The 26,619-nt window shown below is 50.5% G+C and carries 22 protein-coding genes; 13 read left to right on the top strand and 9 right to left on the bottom strand.

Going from position 1 to position 26,619, the window contains the following annotated elements; translation table 11 throughout:
• Nucleotides 1-29 precede the first annotated feature (29 nt).
• Complete coding sequence (locus tag Q0V82_RS00440) at nt 30-2,039, top strand: U32 family peptidase (RefSeq protein ID WP_297571772.1); 2,010 nt, start codon at nt 30-32, stop codon at nt 2,037-2,039.
• Nucleotides 2,040-2,286: 247 nt separating this feature from the next.
• Here the strand turns inward: Q0V82_RS00440 and Q0V82_RS00435 are convergent, their stop codons facing one another.
• Nucleotides 2,287-2,616: an antitoxin Xre/MbcA/ParS toxin-binding domain-containing protein gene (locus tag Q0V82_RS00435; RefSeq protein WP_297571770.1), complete on the bottom strand. Its 330-nt coding sequence runs from the start codon at nt 2,614-2,616 to the stop codon at nt 2,287-2,289.
• Between the two features lie 329 nt (nt 2,617-2,945).
• Nucleotides 2,946-3,269, bottom strand: coding sequence for a rhodanese-like domain-containing protein (locus tag Q0V82_RS00430; protein WP_226763908.1), 324 nt, complete (start codon nt 3,267-3,269; stop codon nt 2,946-2,948).
• A gap of 285 nt (nt 3,270-3,554) precedes the next feature.
• Here Q0V82_RS00430 and Q0V82_RS00425 point away from each other — a divergent pair, with 285 nt between their 5' ends.
• Complete coding sequence (locus tag Q0V82_RS00425) at nt 3,555-4,025, top strand: DMT family transporter (RefSeq protein ID WP_297571769.1); 471 nt, start codon at nt 3,555-3,557, stop codon at nt 4,023-4,025.
• A 63-nt stretch (nt 4,026-4,088) separates the two neighbouring features.
• On the opposite strand, the gene Q0V82_RS00420 is transcribed toward Q0V82_RS00425, so the two are convergent.
• The 7 genes from Q0V82_RS00420 to glgB form a co-directional block, all read right to left on the bottom strand.
• A complete protein-coding gene (locus tag Q0V82_RS00420) occupies nt 4,089-4,637 on the bottom strand; it encodes an NUDIX domain-containing protein (protein WP_297571767.1) in 549 nt (182 codons plus the stop codon).
• A 121-nt stretch (nt 4,638-4,758) separates the two neighbouring features.
• A complete protein-coding gene (locus Q0V82_RS00415; protein ID WP_297571765.1) occupies nt 4,759-7,212 on the bottom strand; it encodes a glycogen/starch/alpha-glucan phosphorylase in 2,454 nt (817 codons plus the stop codon).
• A gap of 59 nt (nt 7,213-7,271) precedes the next feature.
• A complete protein-coding gene (glgA, locus tag Q0V82_RS00410; RefSeq protein WP_297571764.1) occupies nt 7,272-8,705 on the bottom strand; it encodes a glycogen synthase GlgA in 1,434 nt (477 codons plus the stop codon).
• Between the two features lie 155 nt (nt 8,706-8,860).
• Entirely contained in the window at nt 8,861-10,135 is a 1,275-nt protein-coding gene (gene glgC, locus Q0V82_RS00405) for a glucose-1-phosphate adenylyltransferase (protein ID WP_297571763.1), read from the bottom strand.
• Between the two features lie 88 nt (nt 10,136-10,223).
• Nucleotides 10,224-11,864 carry an alpha-D-glucose phosphate-specific phosphoglucomutase gene (locus Q0V82_RS00400; protein WP_297571760.1) on the bottom strand — a complete coding sequence of 547 codons (1,641 nt, stop codon included), beginning with the start codon at nt 11,862-11,864 and terminating at the stop codon, nt 10,224-10,226.
• 10 nt (nt 11,865-11,874) lie between these two features.
• A complete protein-coding gene (glgX, locus tag Q0V82_RS00395; RefSeq protein WP_297571759.1) occupies nt 11,875-13,920 on the bottom strand; it encodes a glycogen debranching protein GlgX in 2,046 nt (681 codons plus the stop codon).
• Complete coding sequence (glgB, locus tag Q0V82_RS00390; protein ID WP_297571757.1) at nt 13,914-16,106, bottom strand: 1,4-alpha-glucan branching protein GlgB; 2,193 nt, start codon at nt 16,104-16,106, stop codon at nt 13,914-13,916. Before glgB ends, glgX begins: the two co-directional genes overlap by 7 nt.
• 166 nt (nt 16,107-16,272) lie before the next feature.
• Between glgB and Q0V82_RS00385 the strand changes: the two genes are divergently transcribed.
• From Q0V82_RS00385 to Q0V82_RS00335, 11 genes are all read left to right on the top strand, one after another.
• The gene (locus tag Q0V82_RS00385; RefSeq protein ID WP_297571756.1) at nt 16,273-17,901 is read left to right on the top strand and encodes an alpha-glucosidase; all 1,629 of its coding nucleotides are present in this window, start codon (nt 16,273-16,275) and stop codon (nt 17,899-17,901) included.
• A gap of 133 nt (nt 17,902-18,034) precedes the next feature.
• Nucleotides 18,035-18,793 (top strand): serine O-acetyltransferase, encoded by a 759-nt coding sequence (gene cysE / locus Q0V82_RS00380; protein WP_297571754.1) that lies wholly within the window; start codon nt 18,035-18,037, stop codon nt 18,791-18,793.
• Between the two features lie 199 nt (nt 18,794-18,992).
• Complete coding sequence (iscR, locus tag Q0V82_RS00375) at nt 18,993-19,469, top strand: Fe-S cluster assembly transcriptional regulator IscR (RefSeq protein ID WP_297571752.1); 477 nt, start codon at nt 18,993-18,995, stop codon at nt 19,467-19,469.
• Between the two features lie 56 nt (nt 19,470-19,525).
• A complete protein-coding gene (locus tag Q0V82_RS00370; RefSeq protein ID WP_297571751.1) occupies nt 19,526-20,740 on the top strand; it encodes an IscS subfamily cysteine desulfurase in 1,215 nt (404 codons plus the stop codon).
• A gap of 259 nt (nt 20,741-20,999) precedes the next feature.
• Nucleotides 21,000-21,380, top strand: coding sequence for a Fe-S cluster assembly scaffold IscU (gene iscU, locus Q0V82_RS00365; protein ID WP_297571750.1), 381 nt, complete (start codon nt 21,000-21,002; stop codon nt 21,378-21,380).
• A gap of 68 nt (nt 21,381-21,448) precedes the next feature.
• Entirely contained in the window at nt 21,449-21,772 is a 324-nt protein-coding gene (iscA, locus tag Q0V82_RS00360) for an iron-sulfur cluster assembly protein IscA (protein WP_226763921.1), read from the top strand.
• A gap of 135 nt (nt 21,773-21,907) precedes the next feature.
• On the top strand, nt 21,908-22,438 hold the full coding sequence (hscB, locus tag Q0V82_RS00355) for a Fe-S protein assembly co-chaperone HscB (protein ID WP_297571746.1): 531 nt from the start codon (nt 21,908-21,910) through the stop codon (nt 22,436-22,438).
• Nucleotides 22,439-22,672: 234 nt separating this feature from the next.
• On the top strand, nt 22,673-24,529 hold the full coding sequence (hscA, locus tag Q0V82_RS00350; protein ID WP_297571745.1) for a Fe-S protein assembly chaperone HscA: 1,857 nt from the start codon (nt 22,673-22,675) through the stop codon (nt 24,527-24,529).
• Nucleotides 24,530-24,615: 86 nt separating this feature from the next.
• On the top strand, nt 24,616-24,954 hold the full coding sequence (fdx, locus tag Q0V82_RS00345) for an ISC system 2Fe-2S type ferredoxin (RefSeq protein ID WP_297571743.1): 339 nt from the start codon (nt 24,616-24,618) through the stop codon (nt 24,952-24,954).
• A 289-nt stretch (nt 24,955-25,243) separates the two neighbouring features.
• Nucleotides 25,244-25,438: a Fe-S cluster assembly protein IscX gene (gene iscX, locus Q0V82_RS00340; protein ID WP_297571742.1), complete on the top strand. Its 195-nt coding sequence runs from the start codon at nt 25,244-25,246 to the stop codon at nt 25,436-25,438.
• Nucleotides 25,439-25,630: 192 nt separating this feature from the next.
• Complete coding sequence (locus Q0V82_RS00335) at nt 25,631-26,566, top strand: HD-GYP domain-containing protein (protein WP_297571741.1); 936 nt, start codon at nt 25,631-25,633, stop codon at nt 26,564-26,566.
• Nucleotides 26,567-26,619: the final 53 nt, after the last annotated feature.

Below are 26,619 nucleotides of genomic sequence, written 5' to 3'. Positions count from 1 at the left end.
CCTTCGCCTGACTTGCTCTGGATTGCATTATGCTTTTGCCGCACCAACTTGAATTACTTGCCCCAGCCAAAACCGCCGAAATCGCCCGAGAAGCCATTTTGCACGGCGCAGATGCGGTGTATATCGGCGGCCCAAGCTTTGGCGCGCGGCACAATGCTAGCAATCCAATTGAAGACATCAGTGCCTTGGTGCAATTCGCGCATCGTTATCATTCACGGGTGTTTGTCACGCTCAATACCATCTTGCACGACAACGAACTGGAACCCGCGCGCCAGCAAATTATTCAGCTGCATGAAGCCGGTGTGGATGCGTTGATTGTGCAAGACATGGGCGTACTCAAACTCGACATTCCGCCGATCCAGCTGCACGCCAGTACGCAATGCGATATTCGTAGCCCTGAAAAAGCAAAATTTTTATCCGACGCCGGTTTCTCGCAAATCGTGTTGGCGCGTGAATTGGGTGTGAAGCAAATCCGCGACATCAGCGCCGCCGTGGGCGATACCGCGACGATTGAATACTTCATCCACGGCGCTTTGTGCGTGGCGTTTTCTGGCCAATGCAATATCAGCCATGCAGCAACCAATCGCAGCGCCAATCGCGGCGATTGCTCGCAAGCTTGCCGCCTGCCCTACACCTTGACCGACCATAAAGGCCAAGTGGTGGCGTTTGATAAGCATTTGCTGTCGATGAAAGACAACGATCAAACCGATAATTTGGCGCTGCTGGTCGACGCTGGCGTGCGCTCGTTCAAAATCGAAGGGCGTTACAAAGACGCGCAATACGTTAAAAATATCACTGCGCATTACCGCCGCCATCTCGATGAAATTCTCGAACAACGTCCTGATTTAGCCCCCGCATCAAGTGGCCGCAGCGAGATTTTCTTTACGCCCAACGTCGATAAAACCTTCCACCGTGGCCATACCGATTATTTCGCCACGGAACGCAAAACCGACATTGGCGCGTTTGATTCGCCCAAATACGTCGGACTGCCGGTGGGCACCGTCACTCGCGTGACGGACAAATTCTTTGAAATCGCACTGATCGACCCGAATGAACCGCTAGCGAACGGCGATGGTTTGAATTACATGAAAAAACGCGAAGTAGTCGGCGTGCAAGCCAATATCGTTGAGGCCATTCAATCCGCCACTCCCCACTCCCCACTCCCTGACACTTTCCGCGTCTTCCCCAATGAGGCCATGAGCGAGCTTGCTGGCCTTAAGGCAGGTATTGGCATGAACCGCAATCGGGATCATGCTTGGGAGCAGATACTGAATAAAAAATCCGCTGAACGCAAAATCGGCGTGTGGCTCAATTTGTCTGAAACTGCGGCTGGCCTCGCCCTCACCATCACCGATGCCGACGGCTGTGCCGTGACGGTTGACGCGCCGATGGCGCTAGAGATTTCCCAGAATACCGACAAAGCATGGAGTGGTTTAATTGCTGGCCTCGGTAAACTCGGCAACACGATGTTTTACGCGGAAGATGTATCGCTCAATCTAAGCCAGCCTTGGCATGTGGCCGCATCGGCGATTAACGCACTGCGCCGCGAAGCGGTTGAGCAACTTGAAATCGCCCGCGTAGCCGCTTGGCCTAAGCAAGAACGTAAAGTACCGGTTGAGCCACCGGCGATTTATCCCGATGAAACGCTGTCGTTTTTGGGCAATGTGTATAACAAGAAAGCGCGTGAGTTTTATCAACAGCACGGCGTAAAACTCATCGCCGCCGCGTATGAAGCGCATAAAGAAGCCGGCGAAGTGCCGTTAATGATTACCAAGCATTGCCTGCGGTTTTCGTTTGAGTTGTGCCCGAAACAAGCCAAAGGCGTGATCGGTGTCAAAGGTCAAATCAAGGCCGAGCCGATGACACTATCCAACGATAAAGAAAGCTATACGCTGGTGTTTGATTGCAAGCCGTGCGAAATGCACGTGATGGGCAAAATGAAACCGCACATTTTAAAATCGCCACCACCATCGATTATTCCAGTGCAAACCATTACCTTTCACCAAGCCAAGCCAGAACCTGAAGGCTATAGCCATTAAACGACGCCACAAAACAATGCCGTCCTAGCGGTAATGCCGTTCACTTAAGCCAAGTGAACGGCATTTTTTTCGTCGATTTCATTGCAGGTATCGCTTTTGACGCAAAGGTACAGAGAAAATCAACTGAAAAACCCTGATTTTCCTCTGCGTCTCTGCGTCAGGTTTTCAGGGTTTGTCGTTAAGTGAACTGTCTTTCGCCCTAGGGCGGCATTTTTTTTGCCGAAAGATGTCAATCTTTAACTTAAGGTTACGCCGCTGCATCCGGCGGCATGCGCCATGGCGGCAAAGGCGCATATTGCGTCAACAATTGACGCACTCGCGCCACCCCATCGGCCGAGCCGACCAGTGATGCAGGCGACACGCCATTGAGTTCCAGATGGGGGCAGGTAATCCACTGCACCACGGTATGTAAATCACCTAATTTATGCTCAGCCATATCAATGACCGGCAGCCAAGGCATGAGCAATTGCGGCTCAAATTGCACTACCGCCATTAAATCAGCCTGCAAATCAGGCTGGCCAGCGAGCTCTCGTTCGAGCAATTCAAAAAAAATGCCAATTCGCGTTAAATCCATCATGGCCTCTGCTGGCGATATTAAATTGGGTATAGCGAGCAAACGAATAAAATTCAGTGCTTAGCGGCGTATACCGACGATGAATAAGCAATGTTCAGATTTGATGTTAATTGCTTACATCACAAGCGCTTGAGCAGATCGACTGCAGCCCCTTCCCCCTCGATGGGGGACGGTTGGGATGGGGGTGTTGAGCTTACAAAACACGCCGGCGGATCACCCTCACCCTAACCCTCTCGCATCAAGGGAGAGGGAATGCCGCGACGCTGAGCATCAACACGTAATCTGAACACCATCAGGCGTCAACGCCATCGATTCTCAAGCCAGCCAAACCCTCAATATCGCGCCATATTCGGCTCAACATCATTGGCCCACGCCGCAATGCCGCCGTCTAAATTAATCATATTTTCAAAACCTTGCCGTTCCAAAAATCCCGCCACTTGATAGCTACGCACGCCGTGATGGCAAATCACCACGTAAGTGGCATCCGGATCTAAGCGCGTTTGCTCGCTGGGAATGTGATTCATCGGCAGATTTTGACTGCCGTTAATTTGGCATAAAGCCACTTCCCAAGGCTCGCGAACGTCTAATAATTGAGGCGCGGCACGGCTTGAATCTTGCAGCCAGAGGTAAAGATCATTCGGACTAATGTGTTGCATTTTTATTGGCCTTTGCATACTACGACAACGCAAAAATACTGCGTTGCGTATTGAAAATCGATTCAGTTTGAGCGCCAGAGATCGCGACTCACCCCCAAGTTGGTTGACCAATCCTTTAGCGTAATAGCGAGTACATCAATGACGAGCAGACCACGATGCAAACCCACTTTGGCTCAACGATTTGGCGCATGGCGCGCAAATTAAATCAGTTTCAGCCTAGAGGCAATCTATTTAATTGATTACCATGGCCGCAGCTCGCTTTCGCAAGCCTTTTTTGGAGTTGTCATGACTTATCTTTATAGCTTATTCGCACTCACCATTGGCCTGATTATTCCCTTGCAAGCCGCCATCAATAACCAGCTCAAGTCGGTCATCGGCCACAGCACTTTACTCGCCGCCTTAGTGTCTTTTTCGGTCGGTACGCTGGCCCTACTCTGCATCAGTCTGGCGACAGGGCAAAAAATCAGCGCCCTAGCGCAACTACCGAAAGCCGAGCCGTGGATGCTGCTGGGGGGCTTGCTTGGCGCGGTCTTTGTTTTTGGCACTACATTAATCGCGCCTAAACTCGGCGCAGCGACGATGTTGTCGCTCATTATCACTGGGCAAATTATTGCCTCAATGTTATTTGATCGCTTTGGCTGGTTTGCCATGCCGACGAAAGACTTGAGCTGGCCACGCTTACTCGGCGCGGCCTTGATTATTGTCGGCGTGCTCTTGGTGAACTTTGGCAATGATTGGCTAAAAGCCAAAACTTAAGCCCCAAGCGAGCGCGCCCAATGGCCATGCTTTTATAGATCGGCGGCAAAACGTCGACAGGGCCTAGACCAAGCCTTTTTGCTGCGCCCAAAATACGCCTGCAATGGTTTTGGCATCGGTAATGCGGCCATCGAGTACGCCTGCAATCAGCTCAGGCATACTCATCGTAATGCTTTCTAAAAACTCACCGTCATCGAGTTGGCGCTCACCGGCGGTTAAGTCTCGTGCCAAATACAATTTAATTTCTTCGTCGGTATACGAAATAATCGGGTGAATCACCCCCAGATATTCCCAAGACGCCGCGCTATAACCGGTTTCTTCTAATAATTCACGCTGCGCGCAAGCCAAAGGATCTTCGCCAGCGTCGAGTTTACCGGCCGGAAACTCGATAAACACCCGATCTAATGGATAACGAAATTGCCGCTCAAGCAATAATCGGCCATCGGCCAATTGTGGAATCACCATCACCGCGCCCGGATGCTTGATGTATTCGCGCGTTGCGGTGCTGCCGTCGGGTAAACGCACGGTATCGCAAAAAGCATTGAGCAATTTGCCTTTAAATAAAGGCTGGCTAGAGAGCGTTTCTTCGATTAAATGGCGATCTGCTGACATGATATGGATCCATAAAAAAAGGCGACCTTGCGGCCGCCCAGTTTAACGCGTTTTGTAAGTCATGAAGCAAAAGTTGGCTGTCAGCCTTACCTGACTTTGCCATAAAACAGCTTATGAGTGCTTAAAGCTTGACCGCCTGCGTATGCCAAATCCGATCAGCGTATTCTTGAATCGTTCGATCCGATGAAAAATACCCCATTGCCGCCACATTTAAAATGGCTTTTCGCGCCCAAAGATCGGGCTTAGCAAATAGCGCATCCACTTTGGCCTGCATGGCGACATAGGCTTCAAAATCGGCCAATAATTGATAATGATCGCCCCAATTGACCAAGGTATCAAAAATCACTCGATAGCGTTCTGGCTCAGTCGGGCTAAAAAAACCCGACGCCAACATATTAAGCGTATCGCGTAGTGCTTTATTGCTTTCATAAATGCTGCGCGGATTGTAGCCATCGCGGCGTAATGCGCTAACTTCTTCGCTGGTATGGCCAAAGATAAATAGATTATCGCCACCAATCGCCTCTTGCATTTCCACATTGGCACCATCCAATGTGCCAATGGTTAATGCGCCATTAAGGGCAAATTTCATATTGCCGGTGCCCGAAGCTTCAGTGCCGGCAGTGGAGATTTGCTCGGATAAATCGGCAGCCGGAATAATCATTTCGGCCAAACTCACGCTGTAATTGGGTAAAAACACCACCTTTAATCGATCACCAATTCGCTCATCATTATTAATTTTAATCCCAATATCATTAATGAGTTGAATAATCAATTTGGCCATATGGTAGGCCGACGCTGCTTTACCAGCAAAAATCACCACGCGCGGTTGCCATTTTTTATCGGGCTCGGCCAAGATTTGCTTATATCGCGTAATCACATGCAATACATTGAGTAATTGCCGTTTGTATTCATGGATTCGTTTAACCTGCACATCAAATAAAGCATTTGGATTAATCACGCCGCCTAAAGTACGCGCCACATACATGGCTAAGCGTTTTTTATTGGCTAATTTAGCCGCGCGAAACTCAGCCACAAATAGGGGATAATCGGCGTGGGCTTTGAGTTCAACCAGTTCATTTAAATTCACCCGCCAAGTTTGGCCTATGGTTTTATCGATTAAATGCGATAATTCAGGATTGGCCAAAGCCAACCAACGGCGCGGTGTCACACCATTAGTCACATTGGTAAATCGATCTGGATACAAACGGGCAAAATCAGCAAAAATAGATTCCACCATCAGCGCGGAGTGCAGTGCCGAAACACCATTCACTTGATGGCTAGCAATCACCGCCAAATACGCCATTCTGACTTTTCTCTCGCCATGCTCGTCGATTAACGACACGCGACGTAAAAAATCAAAATCATTCGGGATCATCAAAGCGACTTCTTTTAAAAAAGCCTCATTTAAATCAAAAATGATTTTTAAATGCCGAGGTAATAATCGCCCCAACATATTCACTTCCCACGTCTCTAATGCTTCAGACATTAAAGTATGATTGGTATAGCTAAATACCTTACCGGTAATGGCCCAAGCTTCTCGCCATTCATAATGATAATCATCAATCAATAAGCGCATTAATTCCGGAATCGCCAACACCGGATGAGTATCATTTAAATGAATCGCCACTTTATCGGCCAAATGATCCAAATTTTCATGGCTAGTTAAATAGCGATGAATAATATCTTGCAAACTGGCCGCAACAAAAAAATACTCTTGGCGTAAACGCAATTCTTTACCGACTAAGGTGGAATCATCGGGATATAACACTCGAGATACGTTTTCAGAGAGATTTTTCTCTTCTACTGCCGAGAAATAATCGCCCTGATTAAACTTAGATAAATTAATTTCACGCGTCGAGCGCGCCGTCCACAGCCGCAAGGTATTGGTCGATTTAGTGGCAAAACCCGGAATAATAATATCGTGCGCTACCGCCAAAACATCGTGCTGGCTATCAAGCCAGCGCACACTCGCGCCTTCTTGCTCGAGTCGCCCGCCAAAACGCACGCGATAGCACACTTCATCGCGCGGAAAATCAACAATATTGACCGATCCCAACCAAGTATCCGGTACTTCAACTTGGCGGCCTTCAATAATACGCTGCTTAAACATGCCAAATTGATAGCGAATGCCGTAGCCCATACCCGGAATACCCAAGGTCGCCATCGAATCTAGAAAACACGCCGCCAAACGCCCTAAGCCGCCATTGCCCAAAGCCGCATCGGGCTCTAAGCCGACTAATTCATCGTAATCAACGCCCATTTCATCGAGTGCCGTTCGCACCACGTCTTCCATATCCAGCGCCAATAAGGCATTGGATAAGGCGCGGCCAATCAAAAACTCCATCGATAAGTAATACACCCGCTTTAAGTCTTGCGAATATTGCGCTCGGGTAGTTTCCATCCAGCGCTCGACCATTTGATCACGCACCGCTAAAAACGTTGCCTCCATCCAGTCTTTGGGCTGCGCAGCACGTGGGTCTTTGCCAATGGAGTACATTAATTTATTGGCAATGGCTTTTTTCATTAGCTCGGCATCCTGCAATTCTGCCGAGTCATACTGGAAAGGCAAATTCATCAGCAACACTCCCAAACAAATGCAATGGCAAAGCCGCGCCATCGGTTTTGAACGAACAATTAAGCGCCTAAGCTGCGATACAAGTCGTGGTATTGCAAGGCTGCGCTATGCCAGCCAAAGTCAGTACGCATTGCTTCTTGCCGCACCGCTTTCCAATCTTTAGGTCTAGCCCACAAAGCAAAAATGCGGCGAATACCCTGGGTGAGTTCTTCTTTGGAGAAGCCATTAAATACCGCGCCGGTGGCAATACCGTCCTCTAAATTTTCTAAAGAACAATCCAGCACCGTGTCGGCCAAGCCCCCCACCCGGCGCACCAAGGGTAGCGCGCCGTATTTCAAGCCGTATAACTGCGTTAAGCCGCATGGCTCAAAGCGACTTGGCACCATCATCACGTCGCTACCGGCCATGATTTGATGCGAAAACGCTTCGTCGTAACCGATTTTGACCGCTACTTGCAGCGGATTGTCAGCGGCAGCGGCGACAAAAGCCGCTTCCATTGCCGCATCGCCACTGCCCAGCAACACAAACTGTCCACCGCGATCGGTGATTTCATTGAGCGCAGCTAACACCAAGTGCAAGCCTTTTTGCTCGGTTAAACGACTTACCACGGCAAATAATGGTTTTTCTGTGGCGTTTTCTAAACCCATCATCGCCTGCAATGCTGCTTTACACTTAGCTTTGCCGGCTAATTTATCCGCGCTATAGCTCGCGGCAATCAAGGCGTCATTGGCCGGATGCCAAACCGCCTCATCCACGCCATTTAAAATGCCCGACAACACGTCTTGCCGCGCGCGCAATAAGCCGTCTAAGCCGCAGCCTTGCTCTGGTGTGCTAATTTCTTGGGCGTACGTTGGCGATACCGTCGTGATGCGGTCGGCGTAATAAATACCGGCTTTCATAAACGACAGTTGCCCATGAAATTCCAGACCATTTAATGCAAAAAAATGCGCGGGTAGCTCAAGTTGCGCAAATTGATTGGCAGGAAAAATCCCCTGATACGCTAAATTATGAATCGTAAACACGCTTTGGGCCGGACGCCCCGCCGCAGCCAAATACGCTGGCACTAAACCAGCATGCCAGTCATGCGCATGCACAATGGCGGGTCGCCAATAGGTATCGATCCCTTCGGCAATGCGCGTTGCCACCCAGCCCAGTAGCGCAAACCGCAGATGATTATCCGGATACGGATGATGATTGCCATCTTGATACGGATTACCGCCACGAGCGTATAAATGCGGCGCGTCGATGACATACACCCCAATATCATCGGGTGTGCGGCCAAATTTCAAACAGACCTTGCCAGCAAACGTCTCCAACGTGGCGACATCACTCACCGCCGTTAAGCCCGCCACTATCGATGGAAAACCCGGCAATAACACCCGAACATCGCAAGCCAGAGGCGCTAAAGCCAAAGGCAGCGCCCCCGAGACATCCGCCAAACCACCGGTTTTAAGTAATGGAAACATTTCGGCACAAACATGAAGCACTCGCATGATTTAAAACCTTGTCGAAAGTTAATCGTTGGCGCTTGAAGGACTGGAATCTGAGATCTGAGATCTGAGATCTGAGATCTGGGATTTGGGATTGGTGATTTGGAAAAATACTCCATTTCCCTATTCCCTATTCCCTATTCCCCACTCCCCACTCCCTACAACTTAGCCAGCATATCCCGCGTCACCAAAACGACGCCGGTTTCGGTGCGGTGAAAGCGGCGCTCGTCGTCTTCGGCGTTTTCGCCAATAATGGTGTTTTCGGGGATTTCGCAGGCACGGTCAATAATGCAGCGCCGAATGCGCGAGCCGCGGCCAATCACCACTTGCGGCAAAATCACTGTTGAATCAATGGTGCAAAATGAATGAATTCGTACTTGCGAAAACAGCACCGAATTAATCACCAGCGAGCCCGAAACAATACAGCCGCCCGCAACCAAAGAATTGAGCGTCATGCCGTGGCTGCCATTGCGATCTTGCACAAATTTGGCCGGCGGCAATTGCTCTTGCAGCGTCCAGATCGGCCAATTGGTGTCATACACATCGAGTTCTGGCGTGACCGAAGCCAAATCTAAATTAGCCGCCCAATACGCGTCCACGGTACCGACGTCGCGCCAATACGGCTCACCGCTGGACTCGGTCATCACGCACGACAGGCTAAACGGATGCGCAAACGCCTTGCCTTCTAAAACACATTTGGGAATTAAATCTTTGCCAAAATCATGGCTAGAACCAGCGAGCACAATATCTTCTTCAAGTAAGCGCTCTAAATACGGGGTATTAAAAATATACACGCCCATTGAGGCCAAAGAGACATTGTCATTGCCCGGCATCGCCGGTGGTGACTCGGGTTTTTCGATGAAATCAATGATTTTTCGCGACTCATCAACCGCCATCACGCCAAAAGCACTCGCCTCGGCGCGTGGCACTTCGATACAAGCGACGGTGACTTCAGCGCCGAGCAAGACATGGTCCACCAGCATGCGTGAGTAATCCATTTTATAAATGTGATCACCCGCTAAAATCACCACGTATTCCGAACGATAGGTGCGCAAAATATCCAAATTTTGATAAATCGCATCGGCGGTGCCGCGATACCAATGCGCTTCGTCCACCCGCTGCTGCGCGGGCAGCACATCGACAAATTCATTCATTTCATTACGTAAAAAAGACCAGCCGCGCTGCAAATGACGCATTAAAGAATGCGATTTATATTGCGTAATCACGCCAATTCGGCGCACACCCGAATTAATGCAATTGGATAAAGCAAAATCAATAATGCGAAACTTGCCGCCAAAATAAACCCCGGGCTTGGCGCGATGATCGGTCAATTGCTTAAGCCGAGAACCACGCCCTCCCGCCAACACCAGCGCCACCGCACGGCTAGGTAATTGACGCGCTAAAGTGGCTTTATCTATCAATTGCATTTCCATGGGTCTTGCTCCGTATTATTGAGGCGCTGCGCAGTTTGAAGCACCTGCCTGCAGGCACCCCAAACATCAGTCCGTAAAACGTATCCGCTTAAGTCACAACGGTGGCCACTTCGCGGCCTGTGCGCGCTTTGATTTGTGCCAATTGCTCGGCAATGGCAATTAATCCGGCCAAAGCGGTTTGCGTTGGCTCAGCATGCCCAGCAGCATCGGCGACGAATTTTTCAAGGTAAACGCGCAGCGTTGCCCCATCGGTACCGGTGCCCGACAAGCGAAACACCACACGGCTGCCATCGGTCATCACCACGCGTATGCCTTGCTGCTCGCTGCGTGAACCATCAATCGGGTCGTCATAGGCAAAATCATCGGCCAGTTGCACGGTAAATTCACCGAGGGTTTGCCCCGCCAAAGTCGCTAGCTGACTGCGTAAATGCGCCATCAAGTCGTTCGCTGCTGCCGTATCGAGCGCTTCATAATCATGCCGCGAATAAAAATGCCGACCATATTCTTGCCAATGCTGCGTCACAAGGGTTTGAACCGACTGCCCAGTCACCGCGAGTAAATTAAGCCAAAACAACACCGCCCACACGCCGTCTTTTTCGCGCACATGGTCTGAGCCCGTGCCATAGCTTTCTTCGCCACACAACGTCACTTGGCCTGCGTCGAGCAAATTGCCAAAAAACTTCCAACCAGTTGGCGTTTCAAAGCAGGCAATGCCACGCTTTTTGGCCACCGCATCCACCGCGCACGACGTGGGCATTGAACGTGCCACGCCAGCAAGACCGCGCGCATAGCCCTTGATTTTCTCGGCATTAGCCGCCATCACCGCCAAACTATCAGATGGGGTAACAATAAAATGCCGGCCTAAAATCATATTGCGATCGGCGTCGCCATCACTGGCCGCGCCAAAATCAGGCACGACGCTGCCGCGCTCGCCAAATAAATGCGCCACCAAATCATTGGCATACACTGGATTGGGGTCTGGATGTAAACCGCCAAAATCGGGAAGCGGAATGCCATTGACCACGGTGCCTTGCGGCGCGCCAAGTAAATCCTCAAGAATGCACGTGGCGTACGGGCCAGACGCTGCTGACATCGCGTCAAATCGCATCTGATGCCCAGCGGCAAACCAAGCGCGAATCGCGTCAAAATCAAATAAATCAGCCATCAGTTCGGCATAATCGGCAACCGAGTCGAGCACCACCACCTGCATATTGCCAAGGGTATATTCACCAACAACATCAATATCAAGGTCTGGCGATGTATACGTCTGGTATTGCTTGATAGTTGTCGTGCGGGTATAAATCGCTTCGGTGATCTTTTCTGGCGCTGGTCCGCCATTGCTGACGTTGTATTTAATGCCGAAATCGCCATCCGGTCCGCCTGGATTATGCGAAGCCGATAACACAATCCCGCCAACAGCAGCGTATTTGCGAATGATGCAGCTCACTGCCGGCGTAGAAAGCAGACCTGCTTGACCCACCAACACCTTGGCAACACCATTGGCGGCAGCCATTTTTAAGATGGTCTGCACTGCGACACGGTTATAAAAGCGACCATCGCCGCCCAGCACCAGCGTTGCGCCGTTTAATTCGGGCACCACATCAAAGATCGCTTGTACGAAGTTTTCTAAATAATGCGTTTGCTGAAATACCGTTACTTTTTTGCGTAAACCTGAAGTACCAGGACGTTGACCAGCATAAGGCTGGCTTGCTACGGTTAAAACACTCATTCGATCCTCTTTAATCGCCTTGATTACGGCTTAAATCTCTTTGTAAAATCGTGACGCTACGCGCCGCAACGCGGCAGTCTTTGCCACTAAAGTCTGATTGTGGGTCGCCCGTACTGGCTAAGCGCATGGCCCAAATCCCGGCGGGTAAATGAAAATGAATCTGATGCGCAGAAGCATTCATCAACACCAATAGATTTTTGGCTAAACACACCATTAGCGCGCGCCCTGCTGCGTCTTCCCAATCATGCGCTTGCAACGGTTGCCCCGATGGATTGAGCCACACCACATCTTGAATCTCATCTTCATCGGGCTGACCCGTCCACCAACGGCTGTTTTGCAACACCGGGCATTCTCGACGAATTTTAATCAGTTCGGCGACATAATCGGTCAGTTTGTGATCAGCTTGTGACCAATTAAGCCAAGAAATGGCGTTATTTTGACAATACGCATTATTATTGCCCTGCTGAGTGTGGCCGATTTCGTCCCCAGCCAGCAGCATTGGCGTGCCTTGGCTGAGTAATAAAGTGGCTAAAATCGCCTTGGTCGCCCGCATTCTGAGCAGCAAAATCCCCGGATCTTCACTAGCCCCTTCCAAGCCGCAATTCCAACTGTAATTGTGGCTATGCCCATCGCGGTTATGTTCTTTATTGGCCAAATTATGCTTGTGGTTATACGAGACTAAATCGCGCAAATTAAAGCCGTCGTGCGCGGTAACAAAATTAAGCGACGATTTCGGGCCACGGCGTTGCTTGTGAAAGATATCGCTTGAGGCCGCAAAACGCCGCGCAAACAAGGCGCGATTCACGCCGTCATGTAGCCAAAACTTACGCATGGCATCGCGGTATTGATCGTTCCATTCGGCCCAAGTTTGCGGAAAATGCCCGACTTGATAACCGCCCGCGCCAATATCCCAAGGTTCGGCAATCATTTTTACCGTAGATAACTGCGGGTCTTGCGCGATGGCGACAAAAAATGGCGCATTGGCAGTAAAGTGTCCGTCTAATCGCCCCATAATCGGCGCTAAATCAAAGCGAAAACCATCGACATGGCATTCGTTTACCCAATAGCGCAGGCTATCCATCACCAATTGCAACACCCGTGGATGCGAGACATTGAGCACATTGCCGCAACCACTCCAGTTTTCGTAATGTGCGGCATTGCCATGGTTAAGCACGTAGTAATTGACGTTATCAATGCCGCGAAAAGATAGCGTTGGCCCGCGATGGTCTTGCTCGGCGGTATGGTTAAACACCACGTCTAAAATCACTTCGATGCCGGCTGAGTGCAAGGCTTTAACCATATCGCGAAATTCTGACAACGGCGTAGTGCCAGCGCGCTGCGACCAATAACTGGCTTCAGGGCTAAAAAAATTAATGCTGTTATAACCCCAGTAATTTTGCAGCTCGAGCTGCATTAAGCGCGGCTCATCCAAATGGCAATGCACCGGCAGCAATTCAATGGCGCTAATGCCGAGCTTTTTAAAATGCGCCAACATCACCGGATGGCCAATGCCCGCGTATGAGCCGCGAATCTCGGCCGGGATCTCCGGATGCAATTGCGTCAAACCGCGCACATGCGTTTCGTAAATCACCGTTTTTGCCCAATCGGTATTGGGCAGCTCATCATCGCCCCAATCATAGGCTTCGTGAATCACACGCCCTTTCAAAGCCACGGTAGTATTGTCATCAACACTAGCTAATTCGGGGCTGGCAGGCTGATACCCAAAGTTCAATGGGCTATCACGCCACTGGCCAACCACCGCTTTGGCATACGGATCAAGCACGATTTTATGCGGATTAAAATACTGCCCTTCCGCTGGACGATAAGGCCCACTCACCCGATAGCCATACACCAGACCTGGCTGGGCATCGGGTAAATAGCCGTGCCAAATACCATGACTGCAATGTTCAACGGACAAGCTGGCGGTTTGAATTTGTCCCGTTTCATCAAATAAACACAAGCTCACGGCGCTGGCGTTTTCGCTAAAGAGCGCAAAATTGACCCCGTCACCATCAAATGTCGCCCCCAAAGGATAAGGCGTTCCTTTGCTTAGCATGCGGTTTCACTCCAGCGTAAATACAGCGTTGCTAATGGGGGTATCGTCATGCAGATAGAATTCATCCTGCCATGCGCTGAAATACCCTCACTTAAGAGCAGCACATTCCCCAGATTACTGCCACCATAAAAATACGAATCGCTATTGAGTATTTCTTGGTAAAAACCCGCTTTGGGCACGCCAAGGCGATAACCATGTCTGGGCACTGGCGTGAAATTACTCACCACCAGCACAAACTCATCGGCCACATCGCCGTGGCGAATAAAACTAAAAATCGATTGCTCGCCCTCATCATGCGCAATCCACTCAAAACCACGCGGTTCAAAATCGAGCTGATACAGCGCGGCTTGGCTGCGGTAAGTGCGGTTTAAATCCTTCACCAATTGCTGAACGCCACGATGATGGCCGTGCTCGGCATCCAGCAAATGCCAATCCAAACTCGTTTCGTGTTGCCACTCCGCCACTTGCGCCAGCTCGCAACCCATAAACAGTAATTTTTTCCCTGGATGACCCCACATAAAGGCGTAATACGCGCGCAAGTTGGCAAATTTTTGCCAGTCATCCCCCGGCATTTTGCTCAATAGCGAGCCCTTACCATGCACCACTTCATCGTGCGACAAAGGCAACACAAAGTTCTCGGTAAAGGCGTACACCAAACCAAACGTCATTTTGTGATGATGATATTGACGGTTAATCGGGTCTTCTTGCATATACGACAGCGTGTCGTTCATCCAACCCATATTCCATTTGTAATGAAAGCCCAAACCGCCCATCGCTGGTGGGCGCGATACCGCAGGAAATGACGTTGATTCCTCGGCCAAAGTCACCGCTGATGGCCGCTCAACGCCAACCACTTCATTCATCCGGCGTAAAAAATCAATCGCCTCAAGGTTTTCTCGGCCACCAAATTGGTTGGGAATCCATTCCCCGTCTTTGCGCGAATAATCGCGGTACAGCATCGAGGCCACCGCATCCACTCGCAGCCCATCAATGCCGTAGCGTTCCAGCCAATACAGTGCATTACCGATCAAAAAATTGCGTACTTCATTGCGGCCAAAGTTGTAAATCAGCGTATTCCAATCGGGATGAAAGCCTTCACGTGGATCGCTATGCTCGTACAAAGGCGTGCCATCAAATTGCGCCAAACCATGCCGATCCGCCGGAAAATGCCCCGGCACCCAATCTAAAATCACCCCAATGCCAGCGGCTTGGAACGTGGCCACCATAAAGCGAAAATCATCAGGGGTACCATATCGGGATGTCGGCGCATAAAGACCTAGCGGCTGATACCCCCATGAACCATCAAATGGGTGCTCGCTAATCGGTAGCAATTCAATATGGGTAAAGCCCATATCGAGCACATAGGCGAGTAATTCAGTAGCGAGTTCGCGATAAGTGAGCCAGCGATTAGCGTCTTCTGGGCGGCGCCGCCAAGAGCCTAAATGCACTTCATAAATCGAGATCGGGGCATTGAGGGCATTGGCCGCCTTTCGACTTGCCGTGCCTTCAATCCATGCCGGTAATTGCGCTACTCGTGACGCCGTGGCTGGGCGTAATTCGGCTGAAAAAGCATACGGGTCGGCCTTACACTCCACCTGCCCTTGCTGCTCGGTAATTTGATATTTGTAGGCTTGGCCCGCTGCCACTTGCGGCAAGAAAATCTCCCATACGCCGCATTCTTTGCGTAAGCGCATGGCATGGCGTCGACCATCCCAGCAATTAAAATCGCCAACCACCGCCACCCGCCGCGCATTGGGCGCCCATACTGCAAAACTCACGCCAGCAACACCATCTTGCGAACAAAAATGCGTTCCCAATCGCTCGTAAGGACGTAATTGATTGCCTTCGGCCAAGAGCCATAAATCCATTTCGCCTAAAATCGGCGCAAAGCGGTATGGGTCTTCAATCTCGAGCGGGCCTTCTTGCCATTGCACGCGTAAATGATACGCAAAGCAATGCACCCGCCGTGGCACAACCACAGCAAAAAAACCGCGCTCATCGATACAGTCAAAATCCGCTAGCTTTTTACCGGTTTTACTTTCGATTAAACTGCAGTGCTTCGCCGTAGGTAGCCAGGCTCGCACTTGCACCGTGTTGTCAACGATATGCATACCCAAGAAAGAAAATGGGTCCGCTTCCTGACCAGAACAAACGGCGGCAACGCGGGCTAAATCAACTGAAATCATCGAAACCTCGATCGGCGGTAGCTTGCGCAATGATTGTTTATAGTCAAACCTAAGACTAACTGCTGAGTTAGCAGGGCTTATCGATCTTATGTGTTTGCAACGAACTTACGCAAGACGAAATACAGCGCCGTTCTATATTGCCGACACACAGTAAGGAATATCAACCATGAAAAAGTCCGATTGGTGGCGTGGCGCGGTGATTTATCAAATCTATCCACGCAGTTTTATGGATAGCAATAATGACGGCGTGGGCGATTTGCGCGGCATTTTGCAGCGTTTACCGTATTTACAATCGCTCAATGTCGATGCCTTGTGGATTTCGCCGTTTTTTAAATCGCCAATGGCTGATTTTGGCTACGATGTCAGCGATTATTGCGCGGTTGATCCGCTATTTGGCGACTTAGCCGATTTTGATGCGCTGATTAAAGCGGCGCACCAAGCCAAGCTCAAAATCATCATCGACCAAGTGCTATCGCATACGTCCGATCAACACGCTTGGTTTATTGAGAGCCGCAGTTCACGAAACAATGCCAAAGCCGATTGGTATGTTTGGGCTGATCCACAAGCGGACGGCACGCCACCGAATAATTGGCTGTCGGTGTTTGGTGGTAGCGCTTGGCAGTGGGATGCACGCCGCTGCCAATATTATTTGCACAATTTTTTAAGCAGCCAGCCGGATCTCAATTTTCACTGCAAAGCGGTGCAAAAAGCGCTGCTTGCCGAGCTAGAATTTTGGTTGCTACGCGGTGTGGACGGTTTTCGATTTGATGCGTGTATTTTTCATTTTCATGATGCGCTGCTGCGCAACAACCCGCCAGCGCTGGTCGCCGACACTACCAGTGTGGCGGCGAGTAATCCTTATGGTATGCAGCAACATCTGTACGATAAATCGCAGCCCGAAAATCTGGCTTTTTTAAAAAAAATCCGCAAACGACTCAATCGCTATCGCGCCACCAGCATCGGTGAAATTGGCGACGATGATTCGCCCAAACGCATTGCTGAATATACCGAGGGCGGCGACAAATTCCATCAAGCGTATAGCTTTGATTTACTCACCGAAACCTTTAGCGCCACGCATATTCGCCAGCGCGTACAAATTATGGAAAGCCAATTTGCCGCATTGGCCAACCCCGGCTGGACGTGTTGGTCGCTGGGCAATCACGATGTACCCCGCGTTGCCACGCGCTGGGGCAAAGACCGCGGCGGCGCGCAATTTTCTAAACTCATGATTGCCTTGCAGGGCAGCTTGCGCGGTTCGGTGTGCTTATATCAAGGCGACGAGCTGGGTCTGCCCGAGGCCGACATCCCTTTTGAATTATTGCAAGACCCGTATGGCAAGACCTTCTGGCCCGAATTTAAAGGCCGCGATGGTTGCCGCACGCCCATGCCTTGGCATATTGACGCGCCCTTTGCTGGCTTTAGCGGCACTACGCCGTGGTTGCCGATCTCGCCTGAGCAGCAAGCACTCAGTGTTGATGTGCAAGATAAACCGCGCGATTCAATTTTAAATTTCACTCGGCGATTTTTCGCTTGGCGACGGAAAAATCGATTATTAGTGCTCGGCGACATCACCTTTTTGCCCGCGCCTGAGCCGATTTTGCTGTTTGAGCGCAGCAGCAATGGCGAAAAAATGTTAATCGCGTTTAACCTCAGCGATGGCGAACACCGCATCAAACTGCCTAAACAATGGCAAAACATCGCCACCATGGATGGCCACGGCCTAATGGGCGGCGCCATCGTCAAGCAATACATCGTGCTGCAAGCTTGGGGCGGTTATTTCGGCAAAATTGAGTAATGCATGGGCTCTACTGAGCCTGCTGCAGCACAAACCTTAGCGAGTCTTACCGATAAGGGCGGTAGAGCACTCGCTGTAGGGTATAAAACCGAGTAAAATAGTCAGCTTTTCAGCTCCCATTGAAATCAATCCCATGCTTGAGCGTTTGCGTGAAAATATCCGCGTGGTTTTTGACCGCGATCCTGCTGCCCGTTCAACACTGGAAGTCATTACGTGTTACCCGGGATTTCATGCGCTCACTTTGCATTTAATCGCCCATAGCTTATGGCGCCGCGATTGGAAACTGCTCGGGCGCATCGTCTCGCACACTTCGCGTTTTCTGACCGGTATCGAAATCCATCCGGGTGCAACCATTGGTCGTCGGGTCTTTATCGATCACGGCATGGGTACGGTGATTGGCGAGCACGCCATCATTGGCGATGATTGCTCGCTCTATCAAGGCATCACTTTGGGCGGCTTAGGGCTGGCCTCCAAACCCGGTAAACGCCACCCTACGCTCGGTCAAGGCGTGGTGATTGGCGCTGGCGCCAAAATCATTGGCCCGATTGACATCGGCGACGATGCCAAAATCGGCCCCAATGCGGTGGTGATTAAAGACGTGCCAGCGGGCGCGACGATGGTGGCCAATTTAGCGCGTAAGGTCGACAAATCGCTCGATCAACAACGCGCCGAAAAAGCTGAGCAATTGGGCTTTTCAGCTTATGGCGTGGGCAGTGATATGAATGATCCGATGGTGAAAGCGATTCATGCACTACTTGATCATTCAGTCACTACCGATCAACGCCTGGAAATGGTGTTACAACGCTTAGAACAACTCGGCGTAGACTGCAGCCAAGAAAGAGCCAGCGTGGATCAATTTGATCCCAAGCATCTGAATCAAATTGTCGATTAAATACAGATTTGACGGCTCGATTTGACGGCATAAATGCGGCCAAATTGTATTTTTTAAGTGAAATCAAAGACCTGCCACCAAGCAAAAAAGCACGCTCGAAAGCCAAGTCTAATCCCGACTATTTTAGTCGGACTTTTACTTGACTAAAATAGTCGGGATTTGATACCATCAAAACAAGATAAATCAGTAGAGAAACCTCATGCGCTTGACCACCAAAGGCCGCTTCGCCGTTACCGCGATGCTTGATCTGGCACTACGCCAAGCCGGTGGTCCTGTTACGCTTGCTGGAATTAGCGAGCGGCAACATATCTCACTGTCTTATTTAGAACAATTATTCGGTAAATTACGCCGCCGCGAATTAGTTGAAAGCGTGCGTGGTCCGGGCGGCGGTTATTGCCTTGCTCGACCTGCAGCCAAAATCAATATCGCCGAAATCATTCAGGCGGTTGACGAACCGATCGATGCCACGCAATGCGGCGGCAAAGAAAACTGCCGCGACGAAGGCCGCTGTATGACCCACGATTTGTGGAGCGATTTAAGCAGCACCATTTTTGATTATTTATCTGGGATTACCTTGGGTGATTTAATCGATAAGCAAAACAATAAACTTAAGCGCTGCAGTGATAAAACCGGTGTTTTACAAGACAAGCGCGCCAGCAATACCGCTAGCCACTGAGCGACAAAAGACTACACGGGGCCAACCCCATCGATTTTGAAATTGGAGCAAGACCTATGAATCTGTCACATCCGATCTATCTTGATTACTCGGCGACAACGCCTGTTGATCCACGCGTTGCGGCCAAGATGATTCCTTATCTGACCGAAATGTTTGGCAACCCAGCGAGCCGCTCGCATCCCTTTGGCTGGGAAGCTGAAGCGGCGGTCGAAGAAGCGCGTGAACAAGTAGCGGCTTTGGTTAATTGCGACCCCAAAGAAATCGTTTGGACCTCGGGTGCGACAGAATCAATTAACTTGGCACTCAAAGGTGCGGCGCACTTTTATAAAGCCAAGGGTCAACACATCATCACAGTAAAAACCGAGCACAAAGCCACACTAGACACCGTGCGTGAACTTGAGCGCGAAGGTTTTGAAGCGACTTACCTTGATGTACAAGACAACGGTCTACTCGATTTAGAAGCGCTCAAAGCCGCGATCCGTCCAGACACGATTTTGATTTCGGTGATGTCGGTCAATAACGAAATCGGCGTGATTCAAGACATCGCCACCATTGGCGAAATCTGCCGCGAACGCGGCATCGTATTCCATGTTGATAGCGCCCAAGCCACCGGTAAAATCGACCTTGATTTGTCGACTTTGAAAGTCGATTTAATGAGTTTTTCGGCACACAAAACCTACGGCCCGAAAGGCATGGGTGCACTCTACGTTCGCCGTAAACCACGTATTCGTCTAGAAGCCCAAATGCATGGTGGCGGCCATGAACGTGGTTTTCGTTCAGGCACCTTGGCAACGCATCAAATCGTCGGCATGGGCGAAGCGTTTCGCATTGCGCGGGAAGACATGGCCACCGAAAACCAACGCATCGGCGCACTGCGTGATCGTTTGTGGGCGGGCTTGAACGGTATCGAAGAAACGCATTTGAACGGCGATATGGAGCAACGTGTTCCACATAACTTGAACGTGAGTTTCAATTATGTCGAAGGCGAGTCGCTGATTATGGCGCTCAAAGATTTGGCAGTTTCGTCAGGTTCGGCCTGTACCTCTGCTTCGCTAGAGCCATCGTACGTCTTGCGCGCCTTGGGCCGCTCGGACGAGTTGGCACACAGCTCGATTCGTTTCACCATTGGCCGCTTTACGACTGAAGCTGAAATCGACTTTGCGATTGAATTGATCAAAGGCAAGATCGACAAGCTACGTGCTTTGTCGCCATTGTGGGATATGTATAAAGAAGGCATCGATATCAGCACCATCGAATGGGCCGCCCACTAAAAATTGACTGCGGCTCGCGACGCCATACTGCGTTGCGAAACCGCTTGTTTACATGACGTAAACGGCGCAGTTCCGCGCCTTGTCTGACATCACGATCCACGCCAATTTAGATTGGCCAAATTCGGATTAAGACAACAGATTAGAAAACAACACAAAAATTTTCACGCAAGGCGCACAGCCGCAGACAGTACACAGAGTACGGCAAGGCGAAGCAACGCAGCGTGAGGATTTTTGTCTTACGACCCAAGAGGCACATAAAATGGCATATAGCGAACAAGTACTCGATCATTACGAAAATCCACGCAATGTGGGCGCTTTTGAAAAAGGCGACGACACCGTGGGTACCGGCATGGTCGGCGCGCCAGCGTGTGGCGACGTGATGAAATTGCAGATCAAAGTCGGCGCTGATGGCCTGATTGAAGACGCAAAGTTCAAAACCTACGGCTGTGGCTCAGCGATTGCATCGTCGTCGCTGGTGACTGAATGGGTGAAAGGCAAAACGCTAGACCAAGCCTTGGCGATCAAAAATACCCACATCGCCGAAGAACTCGCCTTACCACCAGTTAAAATTCACTGCTCAATTTTGGCAGAAGACGCCATCAAGGCCGCAGTCGAAGATTACAAGAAAAAACATCTGTGAGTCGGGAATCAGATTAGGGCAGTAGCAACGCCTAATCACCACGCCCAACGCCTTACATGGAGCAAATCATGGCACTGACATTGAGCGAAGCGGCAGCAAATCACGTCGCAAACTTTATTAAAAAACGCGGTAAAGGCCTTGGGATTCGTCTGGCAGTCAAAACCTCGGGCTGCTCAGGCATGGCGTACAAGCTCGAATTTGTTGACGCGGCAAGCGACACTGATTTGGTCTTTGAAAGCCATGGCGCCAAGATTTACACCGACGCTAAATCACTCGCTTATTTGGACGGTACTGAATTGGATTACACCAAGGAAGGCCTGAACGAAGGGTTTAAATTTAATAATCCCAACGTTAAAAACGAATGCGGCTGTGGCGAAAGCTTTGGTGTGTAAGCGAAGAAACCGTGAATGGGGACTGGAGAGTGGGCAGTAGTAAGCCCCCTCCCATTCTTATCAACATACTGATCCAACGTAGCAGCAAGAAAGTACGTTTTTACTATTCCCCATTCCCAACTCCCTATATCCCCAATGATTAATTTCAATCAATCCCATTTCGCCCTATTCGATCTGCCCGTCGCCTTTGCGATTGATGCCAAACTGCTCGATACCCGCTATCGCGAAGCCGTGGCTCAGTTTCATCCTGATCGTTTTGCGACGGCGAGCGATGCAGAGCGACGCCAAAGTTTGCAAGCGACCACGCACATCAACGAAGCGTATCAGACCTTGAAATCAGGTCTGGCTCGAGCACGGTATTTACTCAAATTGGCCGACATCGATACCCAAGAAGAAACCAATACCGCAATGCCGATCGATTTTTTGCTGGCGCAAATGGAATGGCGCGAAAGCATTGCGGAGGCTAAAGCCAGCCAAAACCTAAGCGCGCTAGAAAACCTAGCCAGCGAGATGCGCGCCGAAATGCAAGCGCTTGAAGACAAATTAGCAATGCAAATCGATGGGCAAAAAGACTATATCCATGCTGCGCTGAGCGTGAGAAAATTACGCTTTATGGAAAAGCTCGACCAAGAAATTGGCGATGCGATTGAAGCGATTTTGTATTAATCGCTAGGCGAGCAGTATCGTAGCTCCGATAGAGCGTAGCGAAATCGGAGGAATGGCTTACGTACGATTACGCTGCGCTAATCGTATCTACGGTGCTCAATTTTATTTCCAGCCAGTTTGGCGGGTCATGACCCGCCCTACATCAGGGTATATTCCTAAAGCCTTTATATACAAATCGCTTCAGGCATATACCTTAAAGCATTTTAATCGATTAGATTTTTAGGATTTAAGCCAATGGCTTTGTTGCAAATCTCCGAACCCGGCCTTTCCGCTGCACCACACCAACATCGCTTGGCGGTGGGCATCGACTTGGGCACGACCAATTCTTTAGTGGCAACGGTAAAAAGTGGCAGCGCGGTCTGCCTGCCCGACCATGATGGTCGCACGCTACTGCCATCGGTAGTGCATTACAGCCAATCAGGACAAATACTGGTTGGCCATGCGGCGCAAGCGCAGCAAAATGTCGACCCCAGCAATACGCTGCTGTCGGTGAAGCGCTTTATGGGCCGTGGCATCAATGACATCGCCGATTTAGCCACGCCGTATCGCTTTGTTGATGAGCCGGGCATGCTCAAAATTGTGACGCGTGCGGGGATTAAAAGCCCGGTTGAAGTGTCGAGCGAAATTCTCAAAAACCTCAAAGCACGCGCGATCGAAAGCCTCGGCGGCGAGCTCGTCGGTGCGGTAATTACCGTTCCAGCGTATTTTGATGACGCACAGCGCCAAGCGACCAAAGACGCCGCGACCCTCGCTGGCATCAATGTGTTACGGCTCTTGAATGAGCCGACAGCTGCAGCGATTGCCTATGGTTTGGACAACGCATCTGAAGGCACCTATGTGATTTACGACTTGGGTGGCGGCACATTTGACGTGTCGGTGCTCGAACTCACGCGCGGCGTGTTTGAAGTGCGCGCCACTTCGGGTGATTCGCAACTCGGTGGCGACGATTTTGACCACCGAATTTATTGCTGGATTTTAGAGCAGGCCGGCATTCACGGCCCCAATCCACACGATACCCGCCTGCTACTAACGCGAGCTCGCGAAGCCAAAGAAGCGCTGACCGATCACCTGAGCACACGGATTACCGCGGTGCTAAGCGATGGCAGCATTGTTGACTTGGAACTGAGCGCCGAACAATTCCATACCATGAGCGCGCATCAAGTCAGCAAAACGCTACTGCCAGTCAAAAAAGCGCTGCGCGATGCCAAGCTTAAAATTGAAGACGTCAAGGGCGTGGTACTGGTCGGCGGCGCTACGCGGATGCCGCATGTCCGTAAAGCGGTGCGTGAATTATTTGGCCAAGAGCCGTTAACCAATCTGGACCCAGATAAAGTCGTTGCCATTGGCGCAGCGATTCAAGCTGATGTCTTGGCGGGCAATAAAGGGGACGACGATTGGTTGCTGCTCGATGTGATTCCACTGTCTTTGGGGCTAGAAACCATGGGCGGTTTGGTCGAAAAAATCATTCCACGCAATAGCACCATCCCAACGGCCCGCGCACAAGAATTCACCACGTATAAAGACGGACAAACTGCGATGGCGATTCATGTATTGCAAGGCGAGCGCGAACTCGTTAGCGATTGCCGTAGCTTGGCGCGGTTCGAGCTGCGCGGTATTCCTGCAATGGTCGCCGGTGCAGCGCGAATTCGCGTGACTTTCCAAGTCGACGCCGATGGTTTGCTGTCGGTATCTGCGCGTGAGCAATCGAGCGGCATTGAAGCGAGCATCGCGGTCAAACCGTCGTATGGCTTAAGCGACAATGAAATCAGCCGTATGCTCACCGAATCAATGACCCATGCCAATATGGATCTGCAAGCCAGAAAGCTCGCCGAAGCGCGTGTTGAAGCCAGCAGCATTGTCGCCGCCGTATTGATTGCACTCGAGAGCGACGGCCATTTACTCAATCCAAGTGAGCGTGCGCCGATTGATGCAGCACTGGCCCACTTACAAACGCTGATTGCTGGCGACGATGCCAACGCCTTAATCGCCGGCACCGAGCAATTGAATACCGCCAGCGATGAATTTGCCAGCCGCCGTATGAATGCCGCCGTCAAACGCGGTTTAAGCGGCCAAAAAATTACTGATATTTAACGACATCGCGCGCTGCGCTCAATGATTGTTTTTGCTATTGCTAAAACCAGCCGCAAAGATTGCGCTGTTTGAATGAAGGATTGACCATGACTCAAATCGTTGTATTACCCCACCCGACGCTCTGCCCAGAAGGGGCGGTACTTGAAGTCGAGCCCGGCACCACGATTTGTGATGCACTACTCGCGAACGACATCGAAATCGAACACGCTTGCGAAAAATCCTGTGCCTGCACCACCTGCCACGTATTAATTCGTGAAGGTTTTAGTAGCCTAAATGAAGCCGATGAGCTCGAAGAAGACCAACTGGATAAAGCTTGGGGGCTAGAATCTTGCTCACGTTTGTCATGCCAAGCCGAAGTGGCCGACACTGAATTGGTGGTTGAATTACCTAAATACACCATCAACCATGCGCGTGAGCAACACTAATCCGCGGCTTTGTTCAGATTTGATGTTGATGGCTTGTATCACAAGTGCTTGAGCAGATCGACTTCAACGCCTTCCCCCTCGACGGGGGAAGGTTGGGATGGGGGTGTTGAGCTTAAAATATACGCCGGCGTATCACCCTCACCCTAACCCTCTCCCATCAAGGGAGAGGGAATACCGCGAAGCTTTCATCACCATCAACACGTAATCTGAATAACACCTAATTAGTCTGGGTATAAGCATCCAGCCAAATAAAATAAAAGCCTAGCCAACTATACCCAAGGAGCAAATCATGAAATGGACTGATAGCCGCGAAATCGCCATTCAATTGAGCGAAAAATTCCCTGATACCGATCCAAGCACCATTCGTTTCACTGATTTACGCGACTGGGTGCTGGCGCTAGATTGCTTTAACGATGACCCCCAGCATTGCGGTGAAAAAATCCTTGAAGCGATTCAAATGACGTGGATCGACGAAGCAGAGTAAAGCAACAACACGTTCAGCCAATCTAAAATAGGTTGACCTTAGGTTTTCCGCCGCGATGACGCGCTTTGTGTCTTGGCTCAGGCTAAAATCCACCCAAACGTGGTTGGTAAACCAAGCGTCAACAAAACCTAAGCTGTCATGCAAGAATAGAATCAGCTAAACTAACACCATTGTCCTAATTGATGATGGTGTATGTCTACAGACTTACTTTCTAGCGCGCAGCATATCTTGGCTGCTCGTCAGCAACTCGCCCCCTGCTTGGCGCAAACGCCCAATCCGGCGAGTTTTATTGCGCAAATCAACGTGGTCATCACGCATCTATTGGCCGCTTGCGAGCAAAATAGCCATGTCGCCTTGGCGATGATACAGCTTGATCTAAATGACCCCTATACCGTACGCCATCCGATCAATGTCGCCATTGTCGTCAATTTAGCGCTCAAAAACTTAGGGCATAGCGAGACTGAGCGCTGGCATTTTATCGCTGCGGCACTAACGATGAATATCGGCATGTATGCGCTGCAAAATGAATTATCCCAGCAAAGTAGCGCCCTCACCCCCGAACAGCTCGGCCAAATTAAACTCCACCCCGCGCAAGGTCGCGAAACGCTACGCAACTTAGGCGTGGCCGACTCGATGTGGCTCGATTGCGTCTTACAGCATCATGAAGCGCCCGATGGCAGCGGCTATCCGCAGCAACTCGCTGGGGATACGGTGTTATTCGCCGCCCGCTTGATTGGTCTGGCTGATCGCTATTGCGCTTTGCTCTCGAACAGCACCTATCGCACCAGCCAATCGGCCGACGTGGCCTTACAAACTTCACTCAATAGCGCTGGCGGTAGTTTGGATCAAAAACTGGTGAATTTATTTAGCCAAACGATTGGTAGCTATCCACCGGGCTCGGTGGTGTTGCTCAATAATGGCGAATCTGGCGTGGTGCTGGAGCAAGCGATTGGCACCGCTGCACCGCATATTCTGGCGCTATTTGATCGTGACGATCAGCTCTATCCGCAAGCCATCCGTCGTAATGGTCAACTGGCTGAATTTAGAATTTTGAAAGTACTCGATAGCCGCATCATCGCTGGCGCCATGCCGCTGAGCCAAATCTGGGGTCCTGACGCGCAAATTTAAGGCGCTAATCTTTACCGCATAAAAAAACGCCAAGCTGACTTGGCGTTTTTTTG

The sequence above is a fragment of the uncultured Deefgea sp. genome, assembly GCF_947072475.1.
Lineage (GTDB): Bacteria > Pseudomonadota > Gammaproteobacteria > Burkholderiales > Chitinibacteraceae > Deefgea.
This window is presented reverse-complemented; position numbering and strand designations above follow the sequence as displayed.